Origin of the sequence: Methylocaldum sp. GT1TLB (genome assembly GCF_051027445.1) — a bacterium.
In the GTDB taxonomy this organism is placed as follows: Bacteria; Pseudomonadota; Gammaproteobacteria; order Methylococcales; family Methylococcaceae; genus Methylocaldum.
Window position 1 is genome coordinate 4523344 of the sequence record NZ_CP194898.1, and the last position, 21275, is coordinate 4544618.

General features: G+C 54.9%; 20 protein-coding genes. 5 read left to right on the forward strand and 15 right to left on the reverse strand.

Annotation, left to right across the window (positions count from 1 at the left end):
* Nucleotides 1-45 precede the first annotated feature (45 nt).
* From ACR2R1_RS19935 to ACR2R1_RS19950, 4 genes are read right to left on the reverse strand one after another with little or no spacing between them, the layout of a single operon-like run.
* On the reverse strand, nt 46-2673 hold the full coding sequence (locus ACR2R1_RS19935) for an MMPL family transporter (RefSeq protein ID WP_077730373.1): 2628 nt from the start codon (nt 2671-2673) through the stop codon (nt 46-48).
* 20 nt (nt 2674-2693) lie between these two features.
* The gene (locus ACR2R1_RS19940) at nt 2694-3419 is read right to left on the reverse strand and encodes a hypothetical protein (RefSeq protein ID WP_086134989.1); all 726 of its coding nucleotides are present in this window, start codon (nt 3417-3419) and stop codon (nt 2694-2696) included.
* A complete protein-coding gene (gene shc / locus ACR2R1_RS19945; RefSeq protein WP_434111634.1) occupies nt 3416-5383 on the reverse strand; it encodes a squalene--hopene cyclase in 1968 nt (655 codons plus the stop codon). Before shc ends, ACR2R1_RS19940 begins: the two co-directional genes overlap by 4 nt.
* A gap of 32 nt (nt 5384-5415) precedes the next feature.
* Nucleotides 5416-6465 carry a phytoene/squalene synthase family protein gene (locus ACR2R1_RS19950; RefSeq protein ID WP_077730413.1) on the reverse strand — a complete coding sequence of 350 codons (1050 nt, stop codon included), beginning with the start codon at nt 6463-6465 and terminating at the stop codon, nt 5416-5418.
* A 427-nt stretch (nt 6466-6892) separates the two neighbouring features.
* On the opposite strand from ACR2R1_RS19950, the gene hpnH reads away from it, so the two are divergent.
* Nucleotides 6893-7999: an adenosyl-hopene transferase HpnH gene (hpnH, locus tag ACR2R1_RS19955; protein ID WP_077730376.1), complete on the forward strand. Its 1107-nt coding sequence runs from the start codon at nt 6893-6895 to the stop codon at nt 7997-7999.
* Nucleotides 8000-8147: 148 nt separating this feature from the next.
* Here hpnH and ACR2R1_RS19960 read toward each other — a convergent pair whose 3' ends face one another.
* A complete protein-coding gene (locus tag ACR2R1_RS19960; RefSeq protein WP_077730377.1) occupies nt 8148-8594 on the reverse strand; it encodes a methyltransferase family protein in 447 nt (148 codons plus the stop codon).
* A gap of 117 nt (nt 8595-8711) precedes the next feature.
* Nucleotides 8712-9371 (reverse strand): 4'-phosphopantetheinyl transferase family protein, encoded by a 660-nt coding sequence (locus ACR2R1_RS19965; protein ID WP_434114282.1) that lies wholly within the window; start codon nt 9369-9371, stop codon nt 8712-8714.
* Between ACR2R1_RS19965 and ACR2R1_RS19970 the strand changes: the two genes are divergently transcribed.
* The 4 genes from ACR2R1_RS19970 (at nt 9288) to ACR2R1_RS19985 (ending at nt 12583) form a co-directional block, all read left to right on the forward strand.
* Nucleotides 9288-9599: a hypothetical protein gene (locus tag ACR2R1_RS19970; RefSeq protein ID WP_434114309.1), complete on the forward strand. Its 312-nt coding sequence runs from the start codon at nt 9288-9290 to the stop codon at nt 9597-9599. The genes ACR2R1_RS19965 and ACR2R1_RS19970 overlap by 84 nt on opposite strands.
* Before the next feature lie 160 nt (nt 9600-9759).
* Nucleotides 9760-10479, forward strand: a complete 720-nt coding sequence (gene fabG / locus ACR2R1_RS19975) for a 3-oxoacyl-ACP reductase FabG (RefSeq protein WP_077730379.1) — start codon at nt 9760-9762, stop codon at nt 10477-10479.
* Nucleotides 10476-11258, forward strand: coding sequence for a glycosyltransferase family 2 protein (locus ACR2R1_RS19980; RefSeq protein WP_347257267.1), 783 nt, complete (start codon nt 10476-10478; stop codon nt 11256-11258). Before fabG ends, ACR2R1_RS19980 begins: the two co-directional genes overlap by 4 nt.
* A 29-nt stretch (nt 11259-11287) precedes the next feature.
* On the forward strand, nt 11288-12583 hold the full coding sequence (locus ACR2R1_RS19985) for a cation:proton antiporter (protein WP_434111637.1): 1296 nt from the start codon (nt 11288-11290) through the stop codon (nt 12581-12583).
* Nucleotides 12584-12599: 16 nt separating this feature from the next.
* On the opposite strand, the gene ACR2R1_RS19990 is transcribed toward ACR2R1_RS19985, so the two are convergent.
* The 9 genes from ACR2R1_RS19990 to galE form a co-directional block, all read right to left on the reverse strand.
* A complete protein-coding gene (locus tag ACR2R1_RS19990; protein ID WP_086134986.1) occupies nt 12600-13241 on the reverse strand; it encodes an MOSC domain-containing protein in 642 nt (213 codons plus the stop codon).
* Between the two features lie 28 nt (nt 13242-13269).
* The gene (gene rnhB, locus ACR2R1_RS19995) at nt 13270-13845 is read right to left on the reverse strand and encodes a ribonuclease HII (protein WP_086134985.1); all 576 of its coding nucleotides are present in this window, start codon (nt 13843-13845) and stop codon (nt 13270-13272) included.
* A gap of 35 nt (nt 13846-13880) precedes the next feature.
* Nucleotides 13881-14651, reverse strand: coding sequence for an acyl-ACP--UDP-N-acetylglucosamine O-acyltransferase (gene lpxA, locus ACR2R1_RS20000; RefSeq protein ID WP_086134984.1), 771 nt, complete (start codon nt 14649-14651; stop codon nt 13881-13883).
* Nucleotides 14648-15088 (reverse strand): 3-hydroxyacyl-ACP dehydratase FabZ, encoded by a 441-nt coding sequence (gene fabZ / locus ACR2R1_RS20005; protein ID WP_077730384.1) that lies wholly within the window; start codon nt 15086-15088, stop codon nt 14648-14650. Before fabZ ends, lpxA begins: the two co-directional genes overlap by 4 nt.
* A gap of 48 nt (nt 15089-15136) precedes the next feature.
* Entirely contained in the window at nt 15137-15646 is a 510-nt protein-coding gene (locus ACR2R1_RS20010) for an OmpH family outer membrane protein (protein ID WP_077730385.1), read from the reverse strand.
* 170 nt (nt 15647-15816) lie between these two features.
* A complete protein-coding gene (gene bamA / locus ACR2R1_RS20015; RefSeq protein WP_077730386.1) occupies nt 15817-18117 on the reverse strand; it encodes an outer membrane protein assembly factor BamA in 2301 nt (766 codons plus the stop codon).
* A gap of 166 nt (nt 18118-18283) precedes the next feature.
* A complete protein-coding gene (phoU, locus tag ACR2R1_RS20020; RefSeq protein WP_077730387.1) occupies nt 18284-19012 on the reverse strand; it encodes a phosphate signaling complex protein PhoU in 729 nt (242 codons plus the stop codon).
* Between the two features lie 130 nt (nt 19013-19142).
* Nucleotides 19143-20222: a 23S rRNA (cytidine(2498)-2'-O)-methyltransferase RlmM gene (gene rlmM / locus ACR2R1_RS20025; RefSeq protein ID WP_240507086.1), complete on the reverse strand. Its 1080-nt coding sequence runs from the start codon at nt 20220-20222 to the stop codon at nt 19143-19145.
* A 13-nt stretch (nt 20223-20235) separates the two neighbouring features.
* Nucleotides 20236-21234, reverse strand: a complete 999-nt coding sequence (gene galE / locus ACR2R1_RS20030) for a UDP-glucose 4-epimerase GalE (RefSeq protein ID WP_347257269.1) — start codon at nt 21232-21234, stop codon at nt 20236-20238.
* Nucleotides 21235-21275 lie beyond the last annotated feature (41 nt).

The window sequence follows — 21275 nt, forward strand, 5'->3', positions numbered from 1 at the left end:
TCGGGAATTATCTAGGGCTAAAAAGACGCTCGAATTTTACACGGATCAACGCCGGTGGGAGACTCTCAGCGTACTGAAGGCGGGCAGCACGACCAACGCGCAGATCAGGGTGAGCATGAGGCCGATGGTCAGGATCATTCCCATGCTGGCGGTGCCTTGATGAGCGGTAAAGGCTAGGCTGCCGAAGCTGAATACGGTCGTCAGCGAGCCGTAGAATATTCCTTGTGCTTCGCTGGTACTGAGCAGGTTTTCATCGTTCGAATGCAGATAGTGTAGACGGTGTGCCATGTGAATGCCGTTGTCGACTCCCAGACCGAAAAGCAAGGGCAGGGCGATGATATTGGCGAAGTTGAACGGGATATCGAACAGCACCGTCGAGGCGGCGGTAAATAGGGACGCCAGCAGCAGCGGCAGCAGGACCAACAGCGTGTCCTTCAGATTTCGTACGATCAGCAGCAACAGGATCGTGGTGGCGACGAAGGCAATGCCGAACGCTTGCTGAAAGGCGTTGATGGCCTCGTTCATGGATTCGAGATAAGCGACCGGCACGTCGGTTACATTCTTGTCGACTTTTTGCGCCTCAAGGATGAATTCGCGCAAGTTCTCGAGATCGTTCAAGTCTTTATTCGGGAAGATTTGTAGACGGTACAGTCCGTCGGCGCTGACCCAGCGATTTTTCAGGTCGGGAGGTAAGGTCCCCATGGAAATCGGATGGGCCTGAAGGCTTTCGCGAAGATTGGCGATGGTAGCCGGAAGCGGGCCTAAAATGCTGTCCTGAAGCCGGCCGAGCATCGCTTGACGCGTGCTTTCGTCGGCGGTTTCCAGGCGGGCGTGCAACTGCGTCAGAGCTTCGTCCAAGGCTTTGATTACGCCGTTTTCACCTGCCGCAGCACGGTCCCGCAACACCTGATGAAAATTCTCGATGACCTGGGGATCGACTTTCTCTCGCGTGGACGGGGGGAAGCTCTCGAGTTGAGGACCCATGATGAGCGACAAATCGCTGATAATCGCGAGCTTATCGTCCTGATTCTCCGGAATGAAGTCGAAAATGCTGACAACCTTGTCGACTGTTGGCAAGGACTCGAATGCGGCTTTCTTGGCTTTGACCTCGGCTTCGCTCCGTGCCAGGGAAGCCAATGTCATGGGGGAGGTGTCTTCGAATTGCAGCAGATATTTAAAGGTCTTGACCGATTCCGTATTGGGATCGCGCAGGTTGATCGGATTGAAGTCCACGGTGACGTCACAGAGGAGACCCACGGAGATCAAGCCAAGAACAACCGTGGCCGTGCGAATCGATGGGGCATAGCGGATCGGCCAGTTCGAGGACAGGAACGATGCGCCTTTCTTTTCCTTGCGCCGACGTGGCGGCCTCAAGGGCATGATCTTCAACAGCGCCGGCAGTATGGTGAAGGTCGTCGCCAGAGCGATGAACATGCTGGTGCCGGCGATAATACCGAGTTCCGCGACTCCGGAGTAGTTGGTGGGGATGAAGGCATAGAGGCCGGTTGCCGCGGTGATGGAGCAGAGAACGAGCGAGGAGCCGGTGGATGTCAAGGTTTCCCGCAACGCTTCCCGTTGGGAGACGCCGCGCAGGACCAATTCCCGGTAACGCAGACAGAAATGGGAGGAATACGCATCGCCCATGCCGATGAACAAGACTGCGAAGCCGATGGAGATCAGATTGAGCTGGCCGATGGCGACGGTAGCGAAACCGAGCGAAAAAATCAGCCCCATGGTCAACGCGACGAAAGTGGCGAACATCAGCTTGAAGGATCGGTAAGCGACCCACAAGGTGGCGGACACGAGAATAAGGGATGCGACGCTGGCAATCGAAACCCCGGTTCCGACGGTCTGCATTTCCTCGTGCTCCAGCACCACCTCGCCGGTTTTGCGGACGCTGACATCGGCAAGATCGCCCTGCAGTACTTCTGCCAAAACTTTATCGATAGCCCCGATTGCTTTTTCGGCGGGCAGCAATTCCTCGAAATTGAGGACCGGCGTGATATTAATAAACCGCTTGGTGACCCCGAGCCCCTCATCTCGGGTGAGCATCAATTGCTGCCACGACAGCCGGTAAGGCTTGCCTTCGCTCGTTGCAACGACCGCCTCGCGAATTTTCTCTAGCAAAGGATTCAGTTCGATTTCGAAGCCTTCTTCCGAAGCCTTCAAGGCCTCGCCCAAGATATCGAGGAGACCGCCGAGACTGTTGTTTTCGGAAATCCGGCCGATAAAAGGTTGGGCATTTGCGAGTTGGGCGGACAAATCCTCCAATTCTTCTAAATCCAAATATAACAAGCCGTTCCTAGCGAAAAATTCTCCCTCGTCCGGAATATGGACCGACTTGATTTCGGTCCTATTTTGTCTGAGTTTCTCGCCGATCAGTTTGACGGCGTCGGCGGTTTCCTCCGGCGTTTTTCCCTCGACCAGGAGAATGATGGTACTGACATCCTGAGGGAATGCTTTTTCCAGCTTGATGCGGTTTTTCTGGAATGGCAGCTCCGTCGAAATCATGTCCGCCGTGTTCGTGTCGAACTTCAGGTTCTCCATGGTGTACTGGAGCGTAAAGCCGGAGGCGATCAGGAACAGCAAAGTGACTAACCACGGCCGGTTGAGGAAGTTTTCTTCCCACCAGTGGACGACACGAATAAAAAGGTTCTCGGCGGTTCTGCTCATCGACGTTTTAGTTGCGAGAATTAACGGTCGGCGGACGGCGTAAGAGAGATGTCGGTTCTCAAAAGATGCGCCGTTCGGCGAAGTGTATTTGCGGCTGCGTAAAAAGCCTTCCCCAGTCGGGCCAAGGCAACGAATTCGGCAGGATGAGCCAAGGCATATCTCAGGAGCTTCGGAATGTTGACGTCGCCGCGTTCATCTACGGCGACGGCCACGGAGTTGGGAAGGTTCATGCATGCCGGATCGGCGATGGCTCTAACTGCTAGAAAAGGTACGCCCCGGGCGTTTGCGACCGAGGCTACGGAGGCGCTTTCCATATCGAGTGCAACTGCGCCTTTGCTGGCATGAAGTTCTCGTTTTTCCGCCGCGTTCGCGACGACCTTGGGGCTTCCCAGCAGAAGGCCCGTCGTGACCGGCAGCATCGGGGCTAAGGCTTGCCGAACCCGGTCGTGCCATTCGGGGCAGACCGCATGCTCGATGCCGTCCGGGCTTAAGATTCGATCGGGCAATACCAGATCGCCTGCATTCATGGAACCGTCGAGGGCCGCCGCACAGCCCCAGCTGATTAAGGCATCGACCTTGTGTTCGAGAAGTCGGAATGCGGCACTGCGCGCATGATTCGGACCGGAGCCGGAGACGGCCAACCGATGACCGTCCGGCAGTTCCAGCAGGTCGTCAAAGCAGACGCGCTGCCGGACGAGGGTACGAGCCTCGGCCGGCAGCGCGATCACAAACCCAAGGGACTTCACGCCGTGCCGTAGCGCTCGTTACGATAACGCGCCAACGCCCACAGCGGGAAAAATTTGTCGTAGCCGTGGTATTTGAGATAAAAGACCCGCGGGAAGCCCGGCGCGGTGAAGCATTCGTCCTTCCAGAAACCATCGGCGTTTTGCGTTCTGACGAGGTAATCTATGCCGGCCTCGACTTCGGGCGAATCGGTATCGCCTGCCGCCATCAGCGCGAGCAAGGCCAATCCGGTCTGAAAGGCCGTGCTGGTGTGAAAACGGCCCCGCCGTTCCGGGCTGGCGTCGTGATAGGTCAAGTTGTCCTCGCCCCAGCCGCCGTCCGGGCGTTGTACGCTCTTCAGCCAAGCGATGGCTTTCTGTATGCTCGGGTCGGTCTTGGGGATGCCTGCCGCCTCGAAGCCTACGAGTACCGACCAGGTGCCGTAGATGTAATTGGTGCCCCAGCGACCGAACCACGAGCCATCGACTTCCTGTTCTTTTCTCAGATATTCGATCGTACGATCCAGCGCCGGTTTAAGATCCGGGCGTTGTTCCAGCATCTTGCCCAAGAACATCGCGCAGCGTCCGCTGACGTCGGCGGTGGGCGGATCGAGCAGGGCGCCGTGATCCGCGAACGGAATGTGATTCAGGTAATAATGCGTGTTGTTCGCATCGAACGCACCAAATCCGCCGTTGTCGGATTGCATGCCGGCAATCCAGTTGGTGGCGCGGCGAATGTTCTCGTCGAACTCGTGGTTTTCGGCCTGAGCCAAGGCTTGGGCGACTACGGCGCTGTCATCCACGTCGGGGTAATAAGTGTTTTCGAACTGGAAAGCCCATCCGCCGCCTTCCAAATTCGGCCGGTTGATACGCCAGTCACCCGGCTCGTCGGTCAACTGCTTGCTCGCCAGCCAGCGTAGCCCGCGAGTTAGTGCGTCGTCGATCTCGGGATCCTTCTCGAACCTGTTGACTTCCTGCAGTGCCAGGCTGGATAGCCCGGTGTCCCAAATCGGCGATACGCACGGCTGGCAATAAGCGCTGTTTTCGCCGACGACAAGCAGGCGTTCGATGGCCTCCTTGGCTATGCGGCGATGCTCGTTTTCCGGTGGAAAACCCAAGTAGTCCATGGCTTCATAAGCGTTGACCATGGCGGGGAAGATGGCGCCCAAACCGTCTACCCCGTTCAATCGTGCCATGAACCAATCGCGTGCTTTCTCGGTGGCTTTTCGCCGCATCGCTTTTGGGATGAGCGGTTCCATCAGGCGGCCGATGCGTTCCAGCGCCAGAATGCTCTTGCCGAGCGGCGTCTTGACGTGGCTGAAATATCCTTTTTCCTTTTCCGGATCGACAGTAAAGAGTTCGCGAATGCCGATCTTTCTTGGGTTGCGCGCTTTAACCTTGTAGCTGCACAGGATGAACAAGGGAACCATCACTGTGCGCGACCAATAGGAGACCTTGTCCAAGTGGAACGGAAACCAGCGCGGCAGCAGCATGATTTCCACCGGAATGAACGGCACGGCGCGCCACGGCACTTGCTCGAACATGGCCAGCATGATGCGGGTGAAGACGTTGGAGCGTGCCGCGCCGCCTTGGGCCAGAATCCATGCTCTGGCTTTCTTCATATGCGGAGCGTCGATGTCGTCGCCGGCCAGTTTCAGTGCGTAATAGGCTTTGACAGTACAGCTGATATCGCCAGGACCTCCGAAGAACAACGGATAGCTGCCGTCTGCCTGCTGGTTGGCGCGCAGGTAGTTGGCGATCTTGGCCTGTAATGCTGCGTCGATTTCGTCCATGTAGTGCATCATCAAGATGTACTCGGATGGAATCGTGCAGTCCGCTTCGAGCTCGAACACCCAGTAGCCGGACTGGTGCTGCAATCCGAGCAACTCCTTTTTGGCGCGACGGATAGCGTTATCCAAGGGCGATTCGTTATAAGGCTGGAGGAAAGCCGTATCGAGAGCGGAAAGTGCAGTCGCTTCTTTCAACATGAGCAAGGAATCCCCTGTTTGTGGTTGGCTTCTCACGTGTCGGTATGGTGACCGAGGGCCGGGAGCTGACGGCTGCTACGTTGCAAGCCGGATCCTGCAAGGAAAAATGCGGTATTGAGCAGGATATCGCTCGAACGCAGCAGACGACTTGTCAGAACGGTCGCTTTCACTGCCCGGCGTGTAATCTTGACTTGCGATGAGTCGCTGAAATAAAGGTTTTTGTTGATTTTGCGCAGGGTCAGCACTGCCATCCCCAGCGCCCACAGACAGAACTCGCGAAGACCGGTCTCGCGCGAGGGTATATACAAGGTATAGGCAAGCGCATTCTTCAGATGTCCGTGTGCAATTCCAATCAGATGCTTGAATCCCTCGCAGAACTTGGGGTCGTTATGGCCCGGTTTAAGCTTGCGTAAATCGAATCCGCACTGGCCAAAAATATCGCGTGGCAGCCAACAAACGCCGCGGGCATGGTCATCCCAAAGGTCCTTGAGGATGTTGGTCATTTGCAGACCTTGCCCGAACGATACCGCGAGCTTCATCATCTCGTCGCGATGGGCGGCGATCTCGGGGGAGTAGTGACAGAAAAGCTTGGTCAGCATTTCCCCGACCACGCCGGCCACGTAATAACAGTAGTTGCTCATTTCCTCCATGTTTGCGAGACCGTATCGCAGGTCTCGGTCCTGGAATTCTGCCATGCCATTCGCCATGATTTCGACGCAGGAGGCCAGTGCTTCCCGTTGCGGCGGATCGAAGCTGTGAGTAATGGCGATGACCCGGGGAATCAAGTGGATAAGTTCGTGCTCGGCCGGACTGGTGACTGTCGAAAGGCGAGGGCCGAGTTCGTCTCGAAGCAGTTCGGCGGCCTCGTTGCCTTGGACCACGCGCACGAATTGCTGACAGAACTTGCGCTTTTCCGTGGATGAAAGTGCCGTCTCATCTTCGATGGTGTCGACAATGCGACATAACAAGTAAGCATTCGAGACCGGCTTGGCTAAGACCGGCGGCAATTGCGGGATAGTAAGCGCAAAGGTGCGGGAGACACCTTCCAGTAGGTGAGACTGCAACGCGTCGTCGTCGCTCATCACGCTTGGATCCGAGGAAAAGCTTCCGCTCGTGCGGACGAGTGTTGCTCCGTTCAAGTTCTGAAATTCCAACCAGTTTCTAGATGCGATGTTCCGGCCAGTTCGTCTTGAGATAAGGCAGCAACGGTTCGCTGGGAAAGCAGCAAATTCTAGCCGGATTGCCCCGATCGTCAAGATGTGTTGTATTTTAACGAAATTTAGTTGAGGAAAATACAACTACAAGCTAGGATGTTGCATTGGAATTAATGCCTGGACCAACCCGAATTAACCTGCTTATCAACATGACAGGTGGTCTGATGAATTCCAAAGTGCATTGGTCAGGAATTTAGTTATGGTTTATAGTCTGCGGCGCTGTGCTCGTTGTGGTGGAAACACGAATACAGGCTAATTTTAAGTGAATCGAACTTGTTAAATCGGGGGAAGGTGAATGAGCGTTCCAATAAGGCAACAACTCAGCGTAGCTAAGTATCTTCTACAACAAAAATTAAATGGAAACAAACGTTATCCGTTAGTGTTGATGCTCGAACCTCTGTTCCGCTGCAATTTGGCGTGCGCCGGTTGCGGTAAGATCGATTATCCCGATGATATCCTGAATCGTCGGCTGAGCATCGATGAGTGTTTGGCAGCTGTTGACGAATGCGGCGCGCCCATCGTTTCCATCGCCGGCGGCGAGCCTCTGTTGCATAAGGAGTTGCCGCAGATCATCGAAGGCATCATTCAGCGTAAGAAATACGTCTATCTCTGTACGAACGCGCTGCTTCTCAAGAAACGAATCGACGATTACAAACCCTCCCCCTACCTTACTTTCTCGATACACTTGGACGGCAATCGCGAACGCCACGATGCTTCAGTCTGCCAGAACGGCGTGTTCGATCGGGCTACCGAAGCCGTGGAAATGGCCATTGCGCGCGGGTTCCGCGTCACCATCAACTGTACTTTGTTTCAAGGCGAGAACGCCGAAGAAATTGCCGGATTCCTCGACTACTGCAAGAAACTCGGAGTCGAAGGCACGACCATCGCGCCGGGCTTCAGCTACGAGCATGCGCCGTTGCAGGATATCTTCATCAAGATGCGCGACAGTAAGGAATTGTTCCGCAAGGTTTTCAAACTAGGCCGCGGCCGCAAGTGGAAGCTGAACCATTCGAGCCTGTATCTGGATTTTTTGGCGGGCAACCAAGCCTACAACTGTACTCCTTGGGGTAACCCCACCCGCAATGTATTCGGCTGGCAGAAGCCTTGTTATTTGTTGGTCGACGAGGGTTACGCTCCATCTTTCAAGGCATTGATGGAAGAGACGCCCTGGCATAAATACGGCAACTCCAAGAATCCGAAATGCGCCAATTGCATGGCCCATTGCGGATACGAGGCGAGCGCCGTGGAAGATGCCGTCAGAAATCCCTTGAAAGCGGCGTGGGTTGCTCTATTCGGGCCGCGTAGCGATGGACCGATGGCGCCCGAGCCGGTGCCGGAGTACGATGTGGAAACGGTTGGCGCCAAAGCGCGGCCGGCCATCCGCATCCAAGCCATCGACTGATTTCTCTTACATAGGCCGGCGGCACAGGTTTGAGCCAAAGTGCCGCCGGCCTTTTTCTATTTCTTCTTCTTTAGATTTGTTTATCTATCCTGACTCATTCCTGCGAGGCAGTTTTTGCCGCGGGCGCAGAACGCCGCCTTCCCTTTGCTTACAGCCAGCGCGGTACTCGGCGTTGGTATTCCAGATAGTTCTCCGCGAAGAGGCCGGCTAACTTGGTTTCTTCGTAAGGAATAAAGTGCCGGTCGATCACGAAATAGAAGCCTATCGGAGCGATAAACATCGATAGCGAGCCGACAAAAAAGGCGAGTCCGGTTAAGGCCGTTAGTATCCCTAGATACATGGGGTTACGGGTCCAGCAATAAGGGCCATCTTTGGCGAGCGCCGTAGGATCGTCGGTGGGGATGAATGTGGTTCGGATAAGGCGGAATTGAAACAGCGCCGAAGCGCTAGTGACGATGCCTACGGCGATAAGTATGATTCCCAGGCTGGGTATGCTGAAGGACGGGAATCCGGAGGTTATCGGGACTAAGCCGAAACCTAGACCGACAAGAGCCAAGGCGATGACGGGAGGCGGAAAACGAAGGATCTGCTGCATAATCGAAATGCCTCACAAGATTGACGGGTAGGCGGATGATACGTTAGGCCTCGACTTACTGAAAAGCCTATCCGTGATTCAAGGTTTTCTGTCATCAAAGAGCCGGGGCCGCGCGCCTCAGCGCGGGAATGGGTCGAGCTCGTTTAATCGCCAATGGATGTCCGTTGCCCGCGCGCAGAGCGCGGCGCTGATATTTTCGCCGAGATCTAAACTTCGAAGGGACCACTCATCGGGATTACCGCACGATTCCGGAATCGTTTCCCAGCGTGGAACTTCGCCGGAAGCGAGGACGCATCGGGTAAGTCCGAGTCCCAAGCCCCGGCCTACCGCTTTGATAAACGCTTCCTTACACGTCCAAACATTGAAAAATGCGGCCAACCGGTGAGAGGGGGGCAGCGAACACCAGCGGTTGCGTTCGGAAGGAGCAAAACAGCGCTCAACCAGACCTTCTATGTGGGTAAGCGGACGCCTGATTTCAAGATCCACCCCAAGTGGCATGTCCACGCCCACGGCAACGAGGGCCTGGTCTCCCGAGTGGGAAAGATTGAATACTAGCCCTCGGTCGGGTTCTGTCCCTGCGAGACGGGGTTTGCCGTGTTGGTTGCGTTCGAACTGGACGGTATGCGGTGCAATGCCTAAATAGCAAGACAGCAAGCATCGCAATGCCCCTTGCGTGGCAATGAAGCGCTGCTTATGAATATCGGAGCGGAACTGCGAACAGCGATCACGTTCGGCTGGAGCGAGCGCCTTCCAAAACGCATCACGATTAACGGGCATAACGCCGAGATTCAGGTGCCAAACGTGGATTTCTTTGCCTTTAGGATGCGCGATGGCATCGATTCGGGAATTCATTATGTGCAAGTTGGTCGGGTAAAGCCGCGTTACGGAGTAACCAGCGGCTGGAGTCCATCTATAACCGTTTCGAACTTGATTTTCGCGTATTGGAGTTCGCTTTCTTCGAACGGTCCGGGATTCGGGATGGCTTTCACGGCCGGCAAAACTTAAAATTCGCTCCTCATTGCGAACTCGTCGGCTCGTTTTTTAGATGTCAGCCGTACGATTGGAATTCCGAAATCTTAACGTAAAGCATAGATTAAGAAAAAATGAGCCTATACCGGACTGAATTTCGGTTGGGCCGTGCTTTTGGACTGAGGCGGCTTGATCGATGAGAAGAGCACTCATTACCGGCGGTAGCGGCGCCATCGGCGCGGCGGTTGCTCGACAATTGGCCGCTGACGGTCTGCATGTGGTGGTGCACGGTTTTGGAAATCGCGACGGAGCGTGCCGCGTGGTCGAAGACATCATGGCGCAAGGCGGATCGGCAGAAGCCGTTTTCTTTGACGTTGCCGATGACGAATCGGCTAAACGGGCTTTGGAGACGCTCTTGGAGGCCGGCCCTATCCAGGTCTTGGTGAATAATGCCGGCATCCATGACGACGCGCCGCTGGCGGGTATGCGCAGGGAGCAGTGGAGGAACGTTCTCGAGGTTTCATTGACCGGTTTCTACAATGTCACCCAGCCCTTGCTGCTGCCTATGATCCGAACTCGGTGGGGGCGCATTATAAGCGTCTCGTCGGTAGCTGCACTCATGGGGAACCGGGGGCAGGCCAATTACGCAGCTGCGAAAGCGGGATTGATAGGTGCCTGCAAGTCGTTGGCTCTGGAAGTTGCATCTCGCGGAATCTCGGTGAACGTGGTTGCGCCGGGAATTATCGAAAGTCCGATGATTTCAGAAGCCTTCAATCCCGAATTGATCCAGCAACTGGTGCCCATGAAGCGCGCCGGAACGCCAGAGGAGGTGGCGCATCTGGTCGGCTTTTTGGCCTCGGACAAGGCGTCCTATATTACGGGGCAGGTGTTCTCCGTCAATGGCGGCATGGCATGAATCCGGATCGGACCGGCGGCAGAAACGCGGCATATGCCCTGGTGATTCCGGCGTTCAATGAGGCGGCGACCATCCGGGAGGTCGTGGGCGCAGCGCTTCGGTACGTGCCGCGCATCATCGTCGTGGACGACGGCTCGACCGACGGGACTTCCTCGACACTGGACGGGCTCGATATCGAATTGCTCCGGAACGAAACGAATCAGGGCAAAGCGGCTAGTCTTTGGCGTGGCTTACAGCACGCATTGCGAGATGAAAGCATCCTTGCCGTAATGACGATGGACGGCGACGGTCAACATGATCCGGCTGAAATTCCCAGGCTGCTTTCGGCGGCGTATCGGTTCCCGCACCATATCGTGATCGGATCCAGGCTGTGGAATAGGGCAGCCATACCGTCGGCACGCTACCGCGCCAACCGTTTCGCCAATTTTTGGATCGCTTGGGCTTCCGGGCAACCGATAGAGGATAGCCAATCGGGGTTTCGGATTTATCCCGCCGATTTGATCCGCTCGGTGAAATTGTCCTGTACTCGAGAAAGGAGTTTTGTATTTGAGAGCGAAATTCTGATCGAGGGGGCTCGCATGGGGTTTTATGCCATGCCGGTGCGGGTCAGTACCGTTTATCGCGCTAATGCGCGTCCCAGCCATTTCCGCCCGGTGACGGATATCCTCAGAATTACGCGCATGGTGGCGTGGAAGCTGATCACGAAAGGACTTTATTTAAAGGGACTTTGGCGCAGCTTGACCATGCGCCCGATAAGCTGCGAGCAGTGTGGCTCGTAGCGGATTTTACGGAAGCGGAATATCGGATAATGGCGATCGATTCGGTTCAGGGTGGTGTTCAGACGACCGAGCAGGTGCTCTTTTTTACCCTGGTACAGGTCGCAATCATCATTATTGCGGCGCGCGTGGCGGGCTATTTGGCCAGGCGGGTCGGCCAGCCTCGGGCCGTGGGCGAGATCGTCGCCGGGCTCTTGCTCGGTCCTTCGCTATTCGGCGTGCTCGCGCCGGAAACGTTCCAGCTGATATTTCGGACTGCCGACACGACGCCTATCAGCATTATGAGTCAGATCGGACTGATTATGTTGATGTTTCAAGTCGGTCTGGAATTCGATTTCTCACAGCTCAAATCGCGACAAAACCAGCGGGCGGTCGGCCTAATCAGCGTGATGGGAATTGCGGCGCCATTCACGCTCGGACTGGTATTCGGCTATGGGTCCGCTCCCCATCTCGCCTCCGGAATTTCGGCGTCGGCGTACGCCTTATTCATGGCCACTGCGTTTTCGATTACGGCGGTACCTATTTTGGGGCGCATCATGATGGAGTTCGATCTGACGCGCACGCGGATCGGGGTAATCACCATCTCGTCGGCTGCCGTCAATGACGCGGTCGGGTGGACTTTGCTGGCGTTCATATCCGCTACGGTGACCGCGCATTTTTCCATTATCGGCATGTTGGCGCAGGTCGGCTCGCTTCTGCTTTACGTCATTGTGTGCTGGTCTGTGGTGCGGCAAGCTCTGCGGTTCATCGTACGTCGTTTCGAATTCAATCATCAGGCGTTGCCGCAAGACCTGATGGCGATTCTCCTGGTTATTGTGTTCACTTCGGCCATGTTGACCAGCAAGCTCGGAATTTTTGCCATCTTCGGCGGATTCATGATGGGCGTGCTGTTGCATGATCAGCATGAACTCGTGGAGGCATGGAAGCATAAGGTCGCGGATTTGGTGACGGTGTTTTTCCTGCCGATCTTCTTTACGTATACCGGCCTGCGTACCGATGTGGGAGGATTGGAAACCGCTGAGCTCTGGTTTTGGTGCGCAGCGCTGGTTTTTCTAGCGGTTTTGGGTAAATTCGGCGGCTGTTACGTCGCGGCTCGGATTTCCGGCCTGAAGAGACCGGAGGCGCGGAACATCGCCATCATGATGAATACGAGGGCGCTGATGGAGCTTGTCGTCATAAATTTAGGATTCGAGCTCGGCGTGATTCCTCCTCAGGTCTTCACCATGCTGGTGCTCATGGCGATCGCCAGTACGATCATGACGGCGCCGGGGCTCCGTGCATGGCTGCCGTCCATCGGGCACGCGATCCCGGCGGGGCGGGATGCGTGAGCCGTGAGCCGGTTTTTTATGGCCGCGAGCGGCGCTTCTCCAAACTTTCCCGCCAGGACTGCGACAGCGCCTCGACCCGGAGGGCTTTCTCGATAATCTCTTGTTGGCGCGGTCCTTTTACGATAGCGAGCATCGCATCCTTGATATTCAATTGCTCCTCGTCCTCCCGAAGGCGAACAATCGTGTCGCCGGAACGCACCTCGCCCTCCTCAAGTACTCGAAAATAAAATCCGGTTCGGCCCGAGCTGAGAAAAACATTTACAAACGAGGGATCGCCCATTTTGATCCCCAGTTTGAAACAAGGGACGCGCGGTTGGGTGACTTGAACCACAATCTTGCCGATTCGAAAGACATCGCCGATGTGAACGGATTCATCGGGCATTCCGCTGACAGTGAAGTTTTCGCCGAACTGCCCGAAAGGCAGGGACGGCTTCTCCAATTCTCGTTCCCAAAAGCGGTAGTTTTCTACGGTGTAAACATATATCGCTTTGTCCTTGCCGCCATGGTTCTTGAGATCGACTTGTGCATCGCCCTCTAGCCCGAAGGCGCCGGCTTTGACCGGACCCTTCGTGGGCTCTTTGTAAATGCCAGTGAAAATCCGGCGGCCGTCATGTTCGACCTGTTTCGGCTCGGCTAGGCTGATTGCCAAGAGTTCCATCGGCACCTCGTTGAAAGTTGGACTGATGCTAATCCGATCCCGGGACGCTCGCTCGCCTTACCGGTCCGAAAGATCGCCTGTGGCTCGGAGTCGGTCCCAATTCGCGTAAGCGAGAGATATGGACCGCCGTGGGATAGCCTTTGTGGACGGCGAAGTCGTAGCCGGGATGCAGGCTGTCGAGAATTTGCATTTCCCGGTCCCGAAACACTTTGGCCAGTATCGATGCGGCAGAAATCGCCGGCACGGTGGCGTCTCCACCGATAATGGCTTCGCCCGGACAAGGGAATGCCGGATATTGGTTGCCGTCCACCATAGCCCAATCCGGTTTTATCGGTAGAGCGTCAAAGGCCCGGCGCATCGCCAAGAGCGACGCCTGGAGGATGTTGATTCGATCGATTTCGCTTGCTTCGGCTCGGCCTACTGCCCAAGCGAAAGCTTTGGTCCTGATGGCTGCGGCCAGATCTTGGCGGCGCTGCGGCGTCAGCTTTTTGGAATCGGCCAGCCCCGAGATGTGAAAACGATCTTCGATGATCACCACCGCCGCCACTACCGGTCCGGCGATACATCCGCGGCCCACTTCGTCGCAACCGGCAATCAGTGCCATGGCATTCGATTCGGAACGAGCCTATCCGCCGTCTATCAGCGGATGATGCTCCGGCCGGTTTGCTTGAGGAAGTCCACCATTTTTTGAATCTCGGGCGTTTCGGAAGTCATCTCGTCGAGTTGCTGGATTGCCTCGTCGAGTTTTAGCCGGGACTTGTACACAGTCTTGTAGGCTTTGCGAATCTGCCGAATCGATTCGGGATTAAAACCTTGTCTCTCCAGTCCCACCGTATTGATCCCGTGGGGTTTCGTGGGGCAGCCACCAACCATGACATAAGGCAGAATGTCGCGCGTAATGACGCTGCCCATGGCGGAAAAGCTGTGTTGCCCGATCTTGCAAAATTGGTGTACCAGCGAAAAGCCACCCAATATGGCGTAGTCGTCCACGCGGACATGGCCCGCGAGCGAAGCGGCATTGGCCATGATGACATGGCTGCCTATGACGCAGTCATGAGCGACATGGGTGTATGCCATCAGCAAATTGTCATCACCGATACGGGTAGTTCCTTGATCTTGAACAGTGCCGCGATGAATCGTGACGTACTCGCGAATGACGTTGCGATCGCCGATATCGAGATAGGTGACTTCACCATGATACTTTTTGTCTTGTGGGTCTTCCCCCACGGAAGCGAACTGAAAGATCCGGTTATGTTTTCCGATACGGGTCGGCCCTTTGATAACCGCATGAGGACCAATTTCGGTGCCGGAGTCGATTCGGACATCGGGTCCGATGATCGCGTAGGCTCCTACACGGACGTCGTTCGCTAGCTCACAGGAAGGATCGATAATAGCTGTGGGATGAATCAAGACTCCTGCTCCGCCGCCGCACACATGATTTCCGCACTGGCTACGAATTCCCCGTCGACCTCGGCACGGCAGGAAAACGCCCAGATATTCCGCTTGTGACGCAGATAAGTCGCTTCCAGCATCAGACGGTCGCCTGGAACGACCGGGCGCTTAAAACGAACCTTGTCCAGGCCGACAAGGTAGTAAACCATCCCTTTTCCCAAGACATCCGGTGCGGTTTCCGATGCAAGCAGGCCGGTCGTCTGAGCTAGCGCCTCGATAATCAAAACCCCGGGCATGATGGGCAGTTCCGGGAAATGTCCAGTAAAAAAAGGTTCGTTATAGGTCACATTCTTGAAAGCCAAGAGCCGCTTGCCGGGATCTACCTCAAGAACCCTGTCCACAAGAAGAAAAGGATATCGATGAGGTAGATACTCTTTTATTTTTTGAATATCCAAAGGCGCTTTTCCTTTTTCGGGTATGGATGAGATTACAGCTCAGCCGAATTAATTTTTATAGCTATCTCTGAGTTTTTTCTCGACCTTGCTGGTCACGTCAACCGTTTCGCTGGCAAATACCACCCCATCCGTCAAAAGGAGGTCAAAGCTCTCGTCCTTGGCCAGGGATTGAATGGCTTCGAAGATCTCTTTCTGCAATTGGGTCAATTCTTCGTTACGGCGGAGATTAAAATCTTCTCGAAACTCGTCTTGCAAGCGCTTGGCTTCGCGCTTACGGCTGATGATTTCTTTATCCATTTTTTGCCGTTCGGAATCGCTCATTATCGCGGCATCCTTGGCGAGTTTTTCTTCCATCGATTTGATCGCTTTCTGCTCGGTAACCAGTTTCTTGTCGCGCGGTGCAAATTCCCGTTCCAGCTCTTTCTTGGCTTTTTCCGCCTGCGGTGCCTTTTCCAATAACCGAGCGACATTGACAAATCCAATTTTGAGTTCGGCGGCCTCAAGGCTCATGCTCGCCAATAAGCCAAGCAGTGCAAAACCAATGCTTTTCTTTAACATGTTCTAAGTCTCACTTCGAAAATTCGGTTAATGGAAAGGTTATTGATGGAAGAAATATTGAAGCTTAATAGTCTTGGAATTGAAATTCGCCGAGTTGTCTCTCACGGATTATACAAGAACTGTTCAGCGCCCAGCGACTCTCGACATCGTCTTGTGCCGTGGCGGGATCGTCAGAATCCGGAGCCGAACGAGAACTGAAAGTTTTGAACATCGTCTCTGCCACTAGCGTTTATAGGTTGCGCGATACTGAAACCCAAAGCGCCGAAAGGTGACAGCCACTTGGCCGAAAGTCCCGCGGAGTAGCGGATTTCACCTAAATCATAGGTACCGTCAAAAACATTGCCGGCATCGATGAATGTCCCCAGACGGAGGTTCTTGCTGTCTTGCATGAAGGGCACCGGGAAGAAGAGTTCGGCGGTGCCGACCAATTTGCTCGATCCCCCGAAAGGGAGGTTGCCGCCGAGCCCCTGGTTGTTGGGCTTGGTGAGCGGACCCAGTGTATTGGGTCGAAAGCCCCGGACAGACTGAGGACCTCCCGCGAAATAATGTTCGAAAAACGGCAGGCTTCCGGTATCGCCGTAACCATCGCCATAAGCGATTTCACCCTCCAGCATGAAGGTCAGATCCTTCGCGATCGGGAAATAGTGCTGAAGCTTATAGCTGGCTTTATAGTAATTCAGGTCGCTGATAGGCACCGATGCCAGTATTGAAAGGCGCTGGGATCCACCCTTCGTCGGAAAGATGGCTCGGTTCAGGGTGTCGTGAACCCAGCCGGCCGCCATCGTCAAGGTGTTGTACTTGTCGCCGTTTTCTTCGATAAAGTCGAGAATCTCCTGCGACGATCTGGATGCGGCATCGAGCTTCGTGTGTTCAAGATCCAGGTTGAAGCGCAGACTGTCGAATTCGTTCAGCGGAATACCGAGGTTGGCCCCCGCGGAGGCGACGTCGGTGTTGTAACGAGCAAGGTACATTCGCGACGCATCGGTGTTTCTGTAGCTGAGATCGAAACCGCTGCTGATGCCGTCCAGGGTCATGTACGGATTGAAATAACCGAGTCGATAAATCGTATTGACGCTGCTGTTGTTGAATGTGAAATTGATCCTTTTGCCGGTGCCGAAGACATTGTCCTGAGTAATGTTGGCATTAAAAATGATGCCTTGCGCCTGGGAAAAGCCGACGCCCGCCATCAGGTTACCGGACGGTTTTTCCACGACATTGTAATTGACGTCTATCTGGTCGGTGGTTCCGGCGACGGCCGGCGTTTCGACGTTGACCTCCTGGAAATAGCCCAGCCGCTCCAGTCGGGTTTTGGATCGCTCGATCTTGCTGGTGGAAGCCCAAGCCGCCTCCATTTGGCGCATTTCGCGCCGCAGTACTTCGTCCCGTGTCTTGGTGTTGCCGTGAAAATTGACGCGGCGAACATAAACCTGTTTGCCGGGATCGACGAAGAAGGTAATCGAAACGGTTTTTTGCGCCTCATTGATGTCGGGCACCATGTTGACGTTCGCAAATATATACCCTTCATCGCCCAAGCGATCGGATATTGCCTTGGAGGTTTCCGTAGCCAGCTTGCGCGAGAAGGTATCGCTCGGGCCGATCTTGACCAGTGGTGTCAACTCTTCGGGCGGAACGATCAGTTTGCCTGTCAGTTTGACTTCGTTGACCGAGTAGACCTCGCCCTCTTTGACATTGATCGTAATATAGATTTCTTTCTTGTCGGGCGTAATGGAAACTTGGGTGGACTCGATTTCGAAGTTGATGTAGCCCCTGTCCAAATAATACGATCGCAAACGCTCCAGGTCGGCGGAGAGTTTTTGCTTCGAGTATTGGTCGTTCTTGGTGTAGAACGAAAGCAGGTTCGGCGTGCTGAGCTCGAATTGTTCCAGGAGCTCTTCATCGTCAAAGGTATTGTTGCCGACGATATTGATCTGTTTGATCTTGGCGACCTTACCTTCGGAAATCTTGATGTTGACCGAGACTCGGTTGCGCGGAAGGTCGGTCACAACCGAATCGATTTTCAGCCCGTATTTTCCGCGGCTGTAATACTGTCGGCGGAGTTCCTGTTCGACTTTATCGAGGATTTGGCGATCGAATACTTTTCCTTCGGAAAGTCCTACGCCTTTTAAGGCTTTTGTGAGGTCTTCCGTGCTGATGTCCTTGTTGCCTTCGATCTTCACATTCGCGATGGAAGGACGCTCGTCGACGACGACGACCAAGACGTTTCCGTCCTGTTCCAGTCGAACATCCCTGAAGAAGCCCGTCTTGAACAAGGCTTTGATGGATTCCGCCGACTGCCGCTGGTCGAAAAGGTCGCCGACTTTGACCGGGAGGTAATTGAACACAGTACCGGCTGAAACTCTCTGCAACCCCTCGACACGTATGTCTTCGATCACGAACGGTTCGAGCCCCCAGGCAGAGAAGGAACAGAAAATCCCTAACAACAGCAATTTCGCTAGTTTGTAGCGGTTCATGGATTAGGGGAGTTGGGATCGCAGGGGATGGTTGGTATAAGTAGCTCGGAAAATCTAATGGATATGGCCCATTACACGCTTGCGATCAAATCCATGACGATCCTGGCGAGTTCAATCTTCGCTGATGGAAGGGAATCCAAAATCCTTGAAGTCCAAGGCGATGACATCAGGCTTCCCGCAAGTCTTTCTCCACCTGCTCGATACTGATGTGCCGGATATTCTTGCCTTTGGCATAGTAAATAACGTATTCGCAAATGTTACAGGAGCGGTCACCAATGCGCTCCAGCGACCGGGCCGACCACATGATATCGAGCGACACCGGAATGGCTCGGGGATCTTCCATCATATACGTGATCTGCTGGCGCATGATGCTTTCGTATTCCCGATCCACCATCCTGTCTTCCTGAACGACGCGCAAGGCCTCATCGACGTCCATGCGCGCGAAAGAGTCCAACGCCTCTCGAAGCAATCCGCGCACATGTTTCGCCAGTTGCTCGACCTCGGTCAACTGGTTCTTCTTCGGATAATGGCTGGCAAGATCGATAGACAGCCGGGCGATGCGCTTGGCTTCGTCCCCGATCCGCTCGAGGTCGGTAATGGTTTTGATGACCGCTACCACTAACCGCAAGTCGCGGGCGGTGGGTTGGCGTAGGGCGATGATTTGAGTGCATTCCTCATCAATCGAAACTTCCAGGGAATTAACCTTGTAGTCGTCGGTGATGACACGTTCGGCCAGCTCTACATCGTTATTCACGAGTGCGGTTACGGCCGACTCGACTTGTTCCTCGACCAGCCCGCCCAGGGTGAGCACCCGATTGCGGATGTCCAGCAGCTCGTGGTCATACTGCTTGGAAATATGCTGATGCAAGTTGTCGGTATCGAAGAAATTGGTCATCGTGCTGGGTGATCGGGGTTATCGACGGCGGAGATGTCTCCGTCCCGCATTCTATCAACTCATTCCGGCGCATGAAAGCTCGTGCGCCACGGTCTGCCATCCCTAAGCGCCAAATGGGAAAATCCAGTTTTCATCGGATATGCCGCGAAATGTAGCCAGTAATTTCGGCCCGATCATGGTAGAGCTGCTTGAACGCGAGAGAATAATCGTTAAGTGTTCTTCCTAATCGTGCTTCGATGATTTCGCGACAGCGCTTGACCTCTTCGTAACGCTTATTCATCGGCAGCTTCAGGTTGAATATGGCTCTTCGGCATAAGCCCAGAGCAGTCCACTCGCCGATCAGGGCAGCGATTCTGGCAGGCTGTTCCACCACGTCGCAAACCAGCCAGTCTACCGGCTTGGGAGGACGATAACGAAATGCGTCCATCCGCAGGTGTTCCACCAGACCGGTGTCCAGCAAGGCGGGTTCGAGTTTTCCGTTATCGACCGCGGTGACTTTGATATGGTGCTTGACCAACTGAAAAGTCCAGCCGCCCGGTGCTGCACCGAGATCGACCGCCGTCATGCCGGGGCTAAGGCTCTCTTTCGGATCGTCGAGAAAAGTCAGAAAGGCTTCTTCCAGCTTGAGCGTGGATCGGCTTGGTGCACCGCGGGGAAATTTCAGGCGGGGAATGCCCATTAACCAGGGACAAGAGTTGCCGGGTATCGAAATACCGACATAGGCGGCGATAGAGCTAAGAAAAAAGAGGTGCAGGCGGGGATCTGATGGGCTGCCGAGCAATCCGCTGTCTTTAAATGCGCGATCGAAGGGTGCTGCGAATTTGCGCAAGAAGACCGCGAGCGATTTTGCTTCGTTGGTGTCCGCGGTTTCGAGGAATGCCTCTGAAAACCGGTCTCCCAAGTGCCGGGCCGCTTGCAGCAAGGGCTGCGTGCGATCGGCGACGGGAAGCTCGGTAAAGGGACCCAACGCAAAAACCAGTTGCCGTGCAAAGATTAGATCTTTGAGCCGAAGACCTCTGTCGTGTAGCGAAACGGCTTCGGTGGCATGCGGTATGAATGCCACGAAGCCGCTGTCGGGCTTCGCCTTTACATAGCCGGATACCCCGAGTTCGCCGGTTCGCTCCAAAATTTCGGCGGCGCATTCCTTTTCAAATCCGCCGCGGCAATAGAGTAGAACGGAGCGGGGAATATCGGTGTTTAGGGTATTCAAGCCCAAGTTGCTTCTAATTGCCCCAAGGATGTTCGATAAGTTTCTTTTCCCAGTCCAGGGACGTCTTTACGATGAACGGCAGGTCGTCGTAGCGCGGTGTCCAGTCGAGCAATTCCCGGATCTTTCCGACCGCCGCCACCAACTGAGGCGGATCCCCGGGACGCCTTGGCATTTCCTCCACCGTGATCGGCTTTCCGTTTACTCGATTCACCGCGTTGATGACCTCTCGGACACTATAGCCGTGTCCGTAGCCGCAATTCAGCGTGGCCGAGTCGCCGCCGTTGCGCAAATAGGTCAAGGCTTGAATATGAGCGTCGGCGAGATCGCTGACGTGAATGTAATCCCGCACACCGGTGCCGTCCTCGGTCGGGTAGTCGGTACCGAAAACGCATAATTTTTCCCGCTTGCCGACGGCTACTTCCGCCGCGACCTTGATCAGCAAGGTCGCTTTGCGGGTCGATTGGCCGATCCTGCCTTCCGGATCGGAACCGGCCACGTTGAAATACCGCAGGATGACATGTTTCAGGTCCGTTGCCGCCGAGAGGTCCCGAAGCATCCACTCGCTCATCAGCTTCGATGCGCCGTAGGGATTGATCGGTGCGGTCGGCGACGACTCGGATGCGTAGGGTTCGTTAGGAATGCCGTATACGGCGGCGGTCGAAGAGAAAATGAAATGTTTAACGCCGGCATCGCGGGCACATTCCAGTAGATTGCGCGTCTTGCAGGTATTGTTGCCGTAATATTTCAGCGGATCGGATACGGACTCCGGAACGATGGTGTGGGCGGCGAAGTGAAGTACCGAATCGACCTCGTAGTCGCGCAAAATTCGCGATACCAAGTTCGTGTCGCCCGTATCGCCCTCGACGAAATCTCCATACAGCACGGCTTCCTTGAAGCCGGTGGAGAGATTGTCGAGCACCACCAGGCGTTCCCCCATTTCACCCAATTGCTTGACCAAATGGCTGCCGATATAACCGGCACCGCCCGTGACTAAAACGCCTTTTCTTTCCATATCGTGCTCCTCGTTGGTGGATTGGTGGGGTTTGTGATCAT